General features: G+C 52.8%; 13 protein-coding genes. 12 read left to right on the top strand and 1 reads right to left on the bottom strand.

Translation table 11 applies throughout. The annotated features are described in order from the left end of the window. On the bottom strand, nt 1–2,461 hold a 2,461-nt coding region (gene rne, locus B2067_RS11470), incomplete at its 3' end, for a ribonuclease E (protein ID WP_301388542.1). Nucleotides 2,462–3,044: 583 nt separating this feature from the next. On the opposite strand from rne, the gene B2067_RS11465 reads away from it, so the two are divergent. From B2067_RS11465 to mltG, 12 genes are all read left to right on the top strand, one after another. Further along, complete coding sequence (locus tag B2067_RS11465) at nt 3,045–4,019, top strand: RluA family pseudouridine synthase (RefSeq protein ID WP_301388540.1); 975 nt, start codon at nt 3,045–3,047, stop codon at nt 4,017–4,019. After that, a complete protein-coding gene (locus tag B2067_RS11460) occupies nt 4,016–4,669 on the top strand; it encodes an HAD-IA family hydrolase (RefSeq protein ID WP_297533971.1) in 654 nt (217 codons plus the stop codon). Before B2067_RS11465 ends, B2067_RS11460 begins: the two co-directional genes overlap by 4 nt. Beyond that, complete coding sequence (locus B2067_RS11455; RefSeq protein ID WP_068443453.1) at nt 4,662–5,639, top strand: S49 family peptidase; 978 nt, start codon at nt 4,662–4,664, stop codon at nt 5,637–5,639. Before B2067_RS11460 ends, B2067_RS11455 begins: the two co-directional genes overlap by 8 nt. A 49-nt stretch (nt 5,640–5,688) precedes the next feature. Then, nucleotides 5,689–6,225: a YceD family protein gene (locus B2067_RS11450; protein WP_273092200.1), complete on the top strand. Its 537-nt coding sequence runs from the start codon at nt 5,689–5,691 to the stop codon at nt 6,223–6,225. Between the two features lie 21 nt (nt 6,226–6,246). Further along, on the top strand, nt 6,247–6,432 hold the full coding sequence (gene rpmF, locus B2067_RS11445) for a 50S ribosomal protein L32 (protein WP_068438725.1): 186 nt from the start codon (nt 6,247–6,249) through the stop codon (nt 6,430–6,432). Between the two features lie 4 nt (nt 6,433–6,436). Next, entirely contained in the window at nt 6,437–7,438 is a 1,002-nt protein-coding gene (locus tag B2067_RS11440) for a phosphate acyltransferase (protein WP_301388539.1), read from the top strand. 144 nt (nt 7,439–7,582) lie between these two features. Further along, nucleotides 7,583–8,524, top strand: coding sequence for an ACP S-malonyltransferase (gene fabD, locus B2067_RS11435; RefSeq protein WP_301388538.1), 942 nt, complete (start codon nt 7,583–7,585; stop codon nt 8,522–8,524). Beyond that, nucleotides 8,524–9,264, top strand: a complete 741-nt coding sequence (gene fabG, locus B2067_RS11430; protein WP_068443464.1) for a 3-oxoacyl-ACP reductase FabG — start codon at nt 8,524–8,526, stop codon at nt 9,262–9,264. Before fabD ends, fabG begins: the two co-directional genes overlap by 1 nt. 46 nt (nt 9,265–9,310) lie before the next feature. Further along, on the top strand, nt 9,311–9,544 hold the full coding sequence (gene acpP, locus B2067_RS11425) for an acyl carrier protein (RefSeq protein ID WP_068441653.1): 234 nt from the start codon (nt 9,311–9,313) through the stop codon (nt 9,542–9,544). Between the two features lie 135 nt (nt 9,545–9,679). Further along, nucleotides 9,680–10,921 carry a beta-ketoacyl-ACP synthase II gene (gene fabF / locus B2067_RS11420; RefSeq protein WP_068443469.1) on the top strand — a complete coding sequence of 414 codons (1,242 nt, stop codon included), beginning with the start codon at nt 9,680–9,682 and terminating at the stop codon, nt 10,919–10,921. Then, nucleotides 10,918–11,718, top strand: coding sequence for an aminodeoxychorismate lyase (gene pabC / locus B2067_RS11415; protein ID WP_301388537.1), 801 nt, complete (start codon nt 10,918–10,920; stop codon nt 11,716–11,718). Before fabF ends, pabC begins: the two co-directional genes overlap by 4 nt. After that, nucleotides 11,715–12,672: endolytic transglycosylase MltG (gene mltG / locus B2067_RS11410; protein WP_301388536.1), on the top strand; the 958-nt coding region annotated here is incomplete at its 3' end. The genes pabC and mltG, both read left to right, overlap by 4 nt.

The raw sequence follows: 12,672 nt of genomic DNA, 5'->3' as shown, positions 1-12,672 counted from the left end.
CTTCTGCTGCTGGTTTAGCTTCTGTTGCAGGCTTAGCTTCCGCTTCAGGCTTGCTATCAGTCTGAGTCGCTGTGTTCTCGCCAGTTTGAGCAGCAGGTTTGCGCGAACGGCGACGGCCACGACGACGACCGTTGCCGTCTGCTCGATTATCAGTCTGATTGCCTGTTTCTTCTGATTTTGCGTCAGCTGTCTTAACTTCTGCAGTAGCTGGCTGTTCAGCTTTGGCTTCGTTGCTGATGCTCGCCGGCTGAGTATCTGCTACCAGTTCTTCAGGATTCTCCTTTGCCGCAGGCTTCTGTGGTTTGGGAATATCTTCACGACGACTGCGATCGCGACGAGGCGCGCGCTTGGCGTTCGGATTCTCGTTGGTATCTGAAGAGTCCTGGTTGCCCTTGTTCTGGCGTGCAGGCTTTTCATTGCGAGTGTTTTCAGGCTTGTCGTTACCGTTGCGGCGGCTGTTGCGACCTTTACGGTTATCGCCTTTTGCCTGGGTATCGCCATTCTGGCTATCTCGCTGACCGTCGCGCTGGTTGTCACGCTGATTGTTGCGGCCATTCTTGCCACCACGTTCGTTGGCTGGCTTGTCAGAAGCTTTGCCATTACGGGCTTTATCCTGCTGGCGACCATTGCGACGCTTGTCGTCTCCGTCGTCCGCTTTGCGGCGGTTGTCACGGCGACCGTTCTTAGCATTTTTCGCTTTTGGTTCGGATTTGGTGTTCTTGTTAACACGGACTTCCGGGCGTGGTGCTGCCTCAGGCTCTTTCTCTGTGGTAAGCAGGGCAGAGATGGCCTGGCCAATACGTCCCCACAGACCAGCTGACTGAGGCGCGGCTTCTTGTGGCTGCGTAGTGGCAACTGGAGCAGGTGCGCGCGGTACAGTGCTCACTGCAGCTTCCTGTTGACGAACAGGTTCTGCGTTGAGGGCTTCGCTCAGATGCTCTGGTTCGTCCATATCGAGACGGTGCTCGTAGGAAACTTCACCAACCATGGTGTCGTCCGGGCGAAGGCGCTGAACCTCGTAGTGTGGCGTTTCCATATTTGGATTTGGCAGAACAACGACGGAGCAGTTGTGACGCTGTTCAATGCCAGCGATCAGTGCGCGCTTTTCATTGAGCAGGAAGGATGCAACCGAAACAGGAACGATTGCCCGAACCTGAGCGGTGTTGTCTTTCGCTGCTTCTTCTTCAATGAGACGAAGAATCGACAGGCTTGATGATTTGGTGTCGCGTACGACGCCTGTGCCACTACAACGAGGGCAGACGTGTGCTGCAGTTTCGTCGAGAGATGGACGCAGACGCTGGCGCGACATTTCCATCAGGCCGAAGCGGGAAATTCTGCCAACCTGGACGCGAGCACGGTCGACCTCAAGTGCCTTCTTCAGGCGGTTTTCAACTTCGCGCTGATTCTTGTTAGCCATCATGTCGATGAAGTCGATAACAACCAGGCCACCCATGTCGCGCAGGCGCAGCTGGCGTGAAATCTCGTCAGCGGCTTCAAGGTTGGTATTGAGGGCTGTTTCCTCAATGTCTGACCCTTTGGTGGCGCGTGCAGAGTTGATATCAATGGAGACCAAAGCTTCGGTCGGGTCAATAACAATAGAACCACCGGATGGCAGTTTTACTTCGCGCTGGAACGCACTCTCGATCTGACTTTCAATCTGGTAGCGATTGAAGAGTGGTACTGGATCTTCGTAGCGTTTGAACTTGTTCTGGTACTGAGGCATGACCTGTTGAACGAAGGCAAGAGCTTCGTTGTAGGCAGCGTCGGTATCAATGAGGACTTCGCCGATATCGTGGCGCAGGTAGTCGCGGATTGCGCGAATAATAACGTTGCTTTCCTGCAACAGGAGTGCCGGTGCTTCACGCTCCTCTGCGGCGCGGGAAATCGCTTCCCAAAGATGGACCAGGTAATCCAGGTCCGCCTGAAGTTCTTCGCTCGAGCGACCGATGCCGGCCGTGCGCACAATAACGCCCATTTTGTCAGGCACGTTGACGCCTTTCATGGCTTCACGCAGCTGAGTGCGTTCATCACCTTCAATGCGGCGTGAAATACCACCAGCGCGGGCGTTATTAGGCATCAGGACGAGGTAACGGCCAGCGAGGCTTACCTGAGTAGTTAGTGCGGCGCCTTTGTTGCCACGCTCTTCTTTATCAACCTGAACGATAACTTCCTGGCCTTCTTTTAACACCTCTTTGATGTTGATGCGGCCTGGGCCTGGGTCCTTACAGAAGTATTCGCGAGATATTTCCTTGAGCGGAAGGAAGCCATGACGCTCAGCGCCGAAGTCGACGAAGGCTGCCTCAAGGCTTGGCTCGATACGGGTGATTTTGCCTTTGTAGATATTAGACTTCTTCTGCTCGCGACCACCGGACTCAATATCCAGGTCGTACAGCTTCTGGCCGTCTACAAGGGCTACACGCAACTCTTCTGTCTGAGTTGCGTTGATCAGCATTCTTTTCATGCGGTACGTATTACTCTGTTGGGCAACGTACCTGACTGGCAACGCAGGACCTGTCTGCTGTGTTTGTTCAGCAGCGAAGGATAGTGGCGGTAGTGCCGCCTTGTAACCTGTCACGCACGAGTGCGGGGCAGGGGAATCTATTTATCACTTTCGCAGTGTTCATCACGGCCTACAGGGCCGGTTATTACCAAAATATTTATGGGTGCTCTGCCGAGGAATCCGTCTTACAGATCGCGTTTCCCGGGGCAATGGTGTTTGCGGGCTGGTTGTTGCTCCGCTCAGCAGACACCGACACTGTCCATAATTTGATAATGCGAGATTGCCTGCAGGTAGCTGCGCGGTTTATCTCACCGGGCGGAGTCATTCCGCCGAATCAATTCTAGGGAAGAGTGTTTACCGTATTCATCTTCCTTTATACTTGGCCGCCTCGCGGCCTGACCGGGGAGCGTTGTCCATTCGGCAGTTTTACTGACGTGGAGTGCGCTACTTATGTTCGGTTTACACCCGATCACGCCGGAATATAGCAACAATGTTCAGGGGCAGCAATTGCCTTAACAAAATAAATCGCTGGTGACTTCTTCGCATGCCCAAACCACAGTTAGACCCGGCCAAGGTTAACTTTATCGATGTTGATGAAGGTAATGATGGTCAGCGCCTGGATAATTTTCTGTTAAGTCTGCTTAAAGGGGCGCCAAAAACGCTTGTATATCGCATCATCAGGAAGGGTGAAGTTCGTATAAACAAGGGGCGCGCTAAAGCCGACTCAAGGTTAAAAAAAGGTGATCGCGTGCGGGTTCCTCCGGTCAGGCTGCCTGAGGCGAATGAGGTGCCGGATGTCTCTCCCGCGCTGCAAAAGATACTGAAAGACTCGGTATTGTTTGAAGATGATGCCTTACTGGCGATTAACAAACCTCATGGTCTGGCTGTGCATGGCGGGAGTGGCGTTTCGCTCGGGTTGATCGAGGCACTTCGTAAGGTTCGCCCGGATCACAATTTTCTTGAGTTGGTTCACCGGCTGGATCGCGATACCTCAGGGGTCATTCTGATTGCCAAGAAGCGCAAAGCGTTGACGGCTCTGCAGCAGATGCTGGTAGATAAACGCGGAATCAGCAAAAAGTATCTGGCGCTCGTGCATGGGCATTGGGACCCGGCGGTGTCTGATATTCGTCTACCTTTGCTGCGTACGGAGCGTCAGTCTGGTGAACGGATTGTGGTGGTGAGCGAGGAGGGCAAGTCCTGCCACACACGCACCAGGCTGCTGTCTGAAGGTAGGAGATACTCTCTTGTTGAAGCTGAGCCTGTCACTGGCAGGACCCACCAGATCCGTGTTCATTGTCTTGCTCAAGGTGCAGTGATTGCGGGGGATGAAAAGTACAGCGATCGCACGGAAAAGCAGCAGGATAAAGATGAAGGAATTCGTCGGCTGTGCCTGCATGCCTGGCGGTTGAGCTTCCGACACCCGATTTCTGGTGAGCGTCTGAGTATCGAGGCTAAGCCGGATGGTGAACTTAAGTCGATTTTCAGAAAAGTAGGGTGCAATCTGGAGGGTGTTTCATGAAATATCAGTTAATTATCTTCGACTGGGATGGCACGCTTGCAGACTCGACAGGTCGGATTGTGGATAGTATGCGCCGTGCAGGGCAGGAGCTTGGCTTGCCGGATGTCCCTGATGCCGATATTCAGAATATCATCGGATTGGGCTTGCCCGAGGCAATCAAGACCGTTTGGCCTGATGTGCTTCCGGATCAAATGGAACCGATGAGAGAGGCTTATGCGCGCTACTTTGTCTACGACAGTCAGATAGCGATGAATCTGTTCAATGGTGCTGAGTCGCTGCTTGATGGGCTGTCTGCAAATGGCCGGAAGATTGCCGTTGCCACCGGTAAGAGTCGCAAGGGGTTGGATCGCATACTTAAAGATCTTTCTCTCTCTGGGGTCTTTGATACAACCCGGTGCGCAGATGAAACTCGCTCAAAGCCACACCCGCTTATGCTGAGTGAGATTCTTGAGGAACTTGGTGTTTCAGCTGACTCTGCGCTTATGGTGGGTGATACGACGTATGACCTTGAAATGGCAGCTGCCATAGGAATGGACTCTGCTGGTATGAGTCACGGCGCTCATGATGAACAAAGACTCAGAGCTTGTGGGCCTCGAGTTATCTGTCATAGCATTAACGAACTTTCAGATTGGATTGGTATTAATGGATAACAACGAATTTCGTCGCCCTGAAGACAACAGCAAAGAGTGGAAGCTTATAGAAAAGGCGCTTATGGCGTCACAGCAGGAGCAGCGAACTGCTCGACGCTGGGGGATATTTTTTAAGCTCCTGACCTTCAGCTACCTCTTCGTGATCGCTGCGATTATATATGGCGGGGCATCGAAAGGAGGAGATGGCGGCGCTGGCTTTGCTGTCGGTCCGCATGCTGCTGTAGTTGAAGTGCGCGGCGCTATCTCTGCGGAAGAGGATGCAAGTGCCGATCGCATTATTGGTGCCATGCGGGACGCCTTTGATAATGACGAGGCGTTGGGGTTGATACTGAGAATTAATAGTCCGGGCGGTAGCCCTGTCCAGTCGGGCTATGTGTTCGATGAAATCGTAAGGTTGAAATCAACGCGGCCGGACTTCCCTGTGTATGCGGTGGTTATGGATATCGGTGCTTCGGGGGCGTATTACATCGCTGCCGCCGCGGACGAGATCTATGCAGACAAAGCAAGTCTTGTTGGTTCCATTGGTGTTGTCGGGTCAGGCTTTGGTTTTGTCGAAGCTATGGATAAGCTTGGTGTTGAGCGTCGCCTGTATACCTCTGGTGAGCATAAGGCGTTTCTCGATCCTTTCTCTCCGCAGCGTCAGGAGGAGAAAGAATTCTGGGAAGGTGTGCTGGATACTACGCACAAGCAATTTATATCTCAGGTAAAGCTTGGCCGTGGTGACCGTCTGTCTGATCATCCTGATCTTTTCAGTGGTCTGGTGTGGACAGGAGAGCAGGCGGTAGAGCTTGGTCTTGTTGATGGTCTTGCATCATCGAGCCAGGTCGCGCGTGATCTTTTGGGTACTGATGAGCTGGTTAACTACACCGTCAGAAAAGACCCATTTGTTGAGTTTATGGAGCAGTTCGGTACCAGCTTCGGCAAGGGTGTCGCTTCTTTCTTCAGTACTCAGGTAATGACCATGCGCTAGAGCGCGCGTGGTTCGCTAAATAATTTTGACATGAGAGGGCGACATACCTATGATGTCGCGCACTATGACAGAGGCTCCGCTTCCCAAGCGCATCGATGCTTTTAAGTTAGTTGAAGTAAATCAACAACTTAAAGGAAAGATCGAAAGTAACAAGCTAACCCGGCTGGTAGATTCTACCCGCTCACTCGACGACTATGTCGAATGCGAAGTTGAATTTGGTCGGGATGAAGAGCGCTTACGGACATTGACCGGTAAGTGCAGCGCGGGGGTGGTAATGGAGTGTCAGCGCTGTCTGGGGGATGTACGGTTCGAAATTTCTGCCGAGTTTCGATTGGGTCTGGTCTTCAATGATGATCAGGCGAAGGCGCTGCCAAAGCGGCTGGAACCCGTCGAGCTGGATGAAGAAGGCCGTCTTGATCTTTGGGATGTTATTGAGGATGAGCTTCTGCTCAACCTGCCGGACTTTCCGATGCACCCTCAGGATGAGTGTCAGGCACTCAAAATAGAGCCACAAGAAGACATTGCCGCAGAGGAAACAGAACGACCTAATCCGTTCGACGTCCTTGCGCAGCTTAAACAGAAATAGCGATTAACCAGGAGCCCTACCATGGCGGTTCAGAAAAACAAAGTAACCCGTTCTAAGCGCGGTATGCGTCGTTCACACGATGCTGTTGATACCAACACCATCGCTCTGTCTACCGATGCTACCACTGGCGAAACTCATCGTCGCCACCACGTAAGTGCTGACGGTTTCTACCGTGGCAAGAAAGTCGTGGAGACTGGCAGCAACTGATTCTATGGTTACCATAGCGGTTGATGCGATGGGCGGGGACTTAGGTCCCCGCGTTGCGTTCAGGGCGTGTCGGGCCCTGATGAAAAACGACCCCGACGTCGAAGTTATCCTGCCTCTCGAAGAGTCTCTTCACGCTGCTGCGCGTAAAATTCTCGGAAAATACCAGCCACGTACACGCCTTGTTTCTTGTGGTGAGCATGTCCGTATGGACGACACTCCTCGTCAGGCCCTGAAAGAACGCTCGGATTCCAGCATGTCTGTCTGTCTGGCGCTTCATGCTTCAGGCGAAGCCGATGGTGTTCTGTCGATCGGAAATACTGGTGCCTTGCTGGTTCTGGCGCGAAAACACCTGGGTGCACTTCATGGTGTTGACCGGCCAGCCCTTGCAACTCAACTGCCTACGAAAGGGCGTCCTCTCCTGATGATGGATCTTGGGGCGAATATCTGTATGACGTCTGAGCAGTTACTGCAGCTGGGTTTTCTTGCGGCTGCCTGGTACAAGGCTGGCGGCAATGAACAACCAAGGGTTGCTCTGTTGAATATTGGCACGGAGCCCGGGAAGGGCACGGATACCATCAAGGCCGCTGGTGCGCTTTTCAATGATCAGCTTGGCTCTTTGTATGCGGGGTTTCGCGAGGGTGATCGCCTGTTTGATGGCGATCTCGATGCTGTCATCTGTGATGGCTACTCTGGAAATATCACCCTAAAGACAACGGAAGGTCTGATCGAGTGGCTCCTGGATATGATGGGCTCAGAGTTGCGTAGCTCACTGGCGTTGCGGTGGTTCTACCCTTTATGGAAAGCCACAATGCGCCGGATTGATCGCCAGGTCTCTCCAGCGCGTCATGGTGGGGCGATGCTTCTGGGTATCGCCGGCAATGTGGCCAAAACGCACGGTAAATCCGATGAGCGCTCATTCCGGTATGCGCTTGAATATATGGTTCGCCAGCTGAGGACCCGGGATTATCAGGCCATGGAAGCAGAGTTTCTGAAAATTACTGGCTAGGCGGTGCGTACCGGGATGTCTGGCGGGCCAGCTGGTGAGTTTCAGGCAATAATCCTGTGCATTTGATGTGGTTTATTGTCACAATGCGCAGCTATATTCTGGTGTCACCAGAACGTTTGAAGAAAATAACGATAAGGTTGTGCAATGACCGACGTGATTGCGTTTTTTCCGGGGCAGGGTGCTCAACAAGTGGGCATGCTATCTGATATCTCGGAACAGTATTCTGAACTCAGTGAGACATTCACTGAAGCCTCCGATGCTCTTGGTATCGATCTCTGGAAGATGGTCACTGATGGGCCGGATTCCACCCTCAATCAGACATTCAATACTCAGCCAGCACTGCTTGCTGCGAGTACGGCTGTGTGGCGTGTCGTCAGCAAACACAGCCCAGCACTCAATGTCACCGCAGGTGCGGGCCATTCACTCGGTGAGTATTCGGCGTTAGTTGCTGCAGATGCAATTGATTTCGCTGATGCCGTCCGCCTTGTGCGCCGTCGCGGCGAACTGATGGAAGCTGCTGTTCCTGCTGGGCAGGGGGGCATGGCGGCCATACTGGGTCTGAACGACGAGCAGATCGTCGAGGTTTGTGAAGCAGCGTCCCAGGAGGGCATTGTTGAGCCAGCAAACTTCAATGCGCCGGGGCAGATTGTTATCGCCGGCGAGCAGGCAGGTATTGAAAAAGCCATAGAGCTTGCGAAGGAAGCCGGTGCCAAGAGAGCACTTCCTCTTGCGGTCAGTGGTCCGTTCCATTCAAGTCTGATGAAAGCAGCAGCGGATACTTTTGCAGCCGACCTTGAGGGGATTCAGTGGCGAGCGCCTAAATTCCCCGTCTACCACAATGTTGGTAATGCGCCAGCAACGCTGGAAGAGATTCCTCAACGCCTTCTTCAACAACTCTACAGCCCGGTTAACTGGACCGGAGCCGTACCTGCGGTTCGACATCATGCAGAGCTCGCTGTTGAGTTTGGGCCAGGTAAGGTTATTGCCGGTCTTAATAAGCGTATTGATAAAAGCCTGCCTGTTGCGGGTACTGGCGATCTCGCGGGGCTGGAAGCAAGCATGGCCAAAATTCAGGGAGCAGAATAATGTCAGACAAAAAACTGGCTCTTGTGACTGGTGCATCCCGTGGTATCGGTTTTGCTATCGCTGAGCGCCTGATCGCAGATGGCTACCGGGTTGTAGGGACCGCAACCAGTGAGTCAGGTGCTGAGAGCCTTCAGGCAAAGCTGCGCGAACATGGTGACGAGCACTCGGCTCTGGTTCTGAATATTTCCGATAGCGAACAGACTGAGGCGGCATTGAAAGCCTTACTTTCTGAGTACGGTACGCCTTTCGTTGTAGTGAATAATGCCGGCATAACGCGCGATAATCTCTTCCTGCGCCTCAATGAGGATGACTGGAATGCGGTGGTGAATACCAATCTCACCGGAGTCTTTCGTGTGTGCAAGGCTTTGGCTAAGGCAATGCTTAAGCAAAAAGCCGGAAGTATTGTGAATATCAGTTCGATTATTGGCACGACGGGCAATGGTGGTCAGGCGAATTACGCCGCCGCGAAGGCTGGCCTGGAAGGCTTCAGTCGCTCGCTTGCTCAGGAAATCGCCAGTCGCAATATCACCGTGAATTGTGTTGCGCCTGGATTTATTCAAACTGACATGACAGATGTCTTGCCTGAAACGCAAAAAGAGGCCATCCTAGCCTCCATTCCGGGTAAGCGCTTCGGTCATGTCGATGATATCGCAGGCGCGGTTGCCTTTTTGGCAAGCGAAGACGCGAGATATATTACCGGCCAGACCATTCATGTGAATGGCGGTATGAACATGGGCTAAGGTCTCGCTGACCTTCTGGAAAATTTAACAAGTCAGGAATATAGCAATGAGCAACATTGAAGAACGCGTAAAGAAAATCGTCTGTGAACAGCTGGGTGTTAAGGAAGAAGAAGTAAAAGCTTCATCTTCTTTTGTTGATGACCTCGGTGCAGACTCTCTCGACACTGTAGAGCTGGTTATGGCTCTGGAAGAAGAATTCGAGACTGAGATTCCAGACGAGCAGGCTGAGAAGCTGACTACCGTTCAGGAAGCTATCGACTACATCGTTGCTAACCTGTAAGGGTTAGTAGCGATAGGAAAAAGCCGCGCAGCCGTCGCGGCTTTTTTGTGCCCTGCGGCAACCACCGTATGAGCGGGGTTCTGTCCCGACACTGAAATGCTGCAGGGTATATTCATTCTGGGCGGGTGACTGAATATGAAAACCAAACGCGTAGTGATTACGGGGCTGGGCACGGTGAATCCGTGCGGCTTGAATGCTCCGGATACCTGGAAAGCGATTCTTGCAGGTGAAAGTGGGATAGGTCCTATAACGGGATTTGATACCACAGGTTATTCCGTTGACTTCGGTGGTGAAGTTAAAGGTTTTTGTGCGGATGATGTACTATCTGCAAAAGAATCGCGCAAACTTGACCCGTTTATTCAATACGCGCTGGTCGCCGCAGATGAGGCGCTTAATGATGCAGGGCTCGGAGAGACGTACGATCCGGTTCGCTGCGGTGTTGCGGTGGGTTCTGGTATTGGCGGCATATCGACGATAGAAACAAACGTCGATACGCTCAATAACAGTGGGCCACGGCGGGTATCTCCTTTCCTTGTGCCTGGTTCGGTTGTCAATATGGCTGCTGGTAACATAGCAATCCGACACGGCTTCAAAGGCCCTAACTTCTCAATTGCCACCGCATGTACCACCGGTACACACAATATCGGTTTCGCTGCACGAACCATTGCCTTCGGCGATGCAGATCTGATGGTCGCTGGCGGGGCTGAGATGGCGTGTTCGCCATTGGGGATTTCTGGCTTTGCCGCTGCTCGTGCATTGAGCACGCGTACAGATAGTCCACAGGGGGCAAGTCGCCCCTGGGACGTTTACCGTGATGGGTTTGTTCTTAGTAGTGGCGCTGCTGTTCTTGTTCTCGAGTCTCTTGAGCATGCTCAGGCGAGGGGGGCAAAGATCTACGCAGAGCTCTCAGGGTTTGGCATGAGTGATGATGCTTATCACGTGACCTCACCACCTGAGAACGGCGAGGGGGCGGCGCTTTCGATGGCCAATGCTCTTCACAATGCTGACTTAACGCCCGACAATATTGGCTACATTAATGCTCACGGCACGTCGACCCTTGCGGGCGATCTCGCTGAAATTAATGCGATAAAATCCGCCTTCGGTAAGGCGGCCAACAGTGTCGCGATCTCCTCGACTAAGTCGATGACTGGCCATCTGATTGGTGCTGCTGGTTCGCTCGAAGCTCTCATCTCAGTCCTTGCTCTGTGTGACCAGAAGGCTCCGGGGACTTTAAACCTGACAACGCCGTCCCCTGGTTGTGATCTCGACTTGATCGGCCCAGTTTCAAGGGATATGCCGCTGGAGCATGTAATGAGCAACTCCTTTGGCTTTGGTGGGACTAATGCCACGCTGATTTTTAGCCGGATATCTCAATGAAGTTTAACTATCAGGCCGGAAATGGCTGGCAGTCTGATGCGCAGGAGTTTGATGACAGAGGGCAGCAGTTCGGTGATGGGCTCTTTGAAACGGTCCGTCTTGATGGTCGCGGTGTTGCACCTCTCTGGCAAATGCATGTCGAGCGCCTGGCACTGGGGCTGAAAGCGCTCCGCTTCAGTGACGTCGCGGTTGAATTCGTTTTGCACGCGATTGATTCGATGGCGCATCCAGTCGGTATGACAGCGTGCAAGCTTCTGGTAACGAGAGGCGTTGGTCCACGAGGATACGGATTCACTCCAGATCTCATGCCGTTGGTAACGGTGCGCTATTTCAATGCACCGGCGTTTTCAACATCCCCTTACGTTGCTGGTACGAGCGATATTGTGTTATCGACTCAGCCATTGCTCGCTGGGCATAAACACCTGAACCGACTTGAGCAGGTACTTGCCCGCGACAGCTTCGATGTCGAGTGGGATGAATGCATCATGCTCGATAGTAGCGGGATCGTGATTGAGGGGTGCATGAGCAATGTTTTTGTTAAACTGGACGGCCGTTGGCTAACCCCGGAAATAACCTCGTCGGGGATTAATGGAGTAGTACGACACTGGTTGCTGGATACGAACCCCGAAATCAACGTACAAAACTTTGGTCTGCCCGAGCTTAACAGCGCTCAAGGGCTGATTTTTACAAATAGTCTTGTTGGAATTCGCTCCTGTCACATCTTTGATGGCCAGACTCTGGATGTGGCACCAGAAGCAAAGCGATGGCAGCTTGCCTATCAGGAAATGTTTGAATGATGCTTAAGCGACTCTTGCTCGCAATGATAGCTCTGCTTGTATTGGCAGGGCTTATTCTCGGCTCCGTAGGGTACTGGTGGCTGAGTCAGAAAAACCTTAATCAAACGTCTGTCGTTGTCGTGATCGAGAAGGGACAGTCGCTGAACAGCATGGCGCAGCAGTGGGAAGATCAGGGGTGGCTTCGTTCGGCTCTTCGCCTGAAAGTTGCTGCGAGACTGACTGGCGGGGCGCGTGATGTTCGTGCCGGTGAATTTATTATTCCCCCGGGGCTCAGCAGCCTCACGATATTGCCGTACCTGGCGGAAGCTCAGACCAGAACGTATCGGGTTTCCTTAATTGAAGGACGCAGGCTGTCTGCCGCTCTCGAAGCGTTGAGTCAGGCTGAGTATCTTCAACAAGACCTCGGAGCCCTTACCGTCGAGCGTGTATCCGACTATCTTGGTCTTACAGTTCATGCTGAAGCACAGCTTTACCCGGACACCTATGTTTATCACCGCAACCAGCCCGTCTCTGAAATCATCACTCAGGCGCACGAAAGACTGAACAGGGTGCTTAAAGAGGAGTGGCAGGCGCGCGATGCTAATCTGCCTTATACCTCGCCGTATGAAGCGCTGGTCATGGCGTCTATTATCGAGAAAGAAACGGGTGTCGCCAGTGAACGTCCGGTTATCGCCGGTGTTTTTGTGCGCCGCTTACAAAAGAATATGAGGTTAGAAACAGACCCAACCGTCATCTACGGCCTGGGTGAGTCTTTCGATGGCAATCTCACGCGAGCGCACCTGCGTGATCGCAGTAATCCATATAACACCTATCGCAACAAAGGACTGCCTCCGGGGCCTATCGCGCTGGCTGGCCGAGAAGCTATTCGCGCGGCGTTGAACCCTGCAGAAGGTACCGAGCTATTCTTCGTCGCGCGGGGGGATGGTAGCCATTTTTTTTCTTCCACTCTGGAAG

Source organism: Thalassolituus sp. UBA2590 (assembly GCF_002339775.1).
Lineage (GTDB): Bacteria > Pseudomonadota > Gammaproteobacteria > Pseudomonadales > Oceanobacteraceae > Thalassolituus.
The sequence above is the reverse complement of the archived record's forward strand: the minus strand, read 5'-3'. Positions and strand labels throughout refer to the sequence as shown.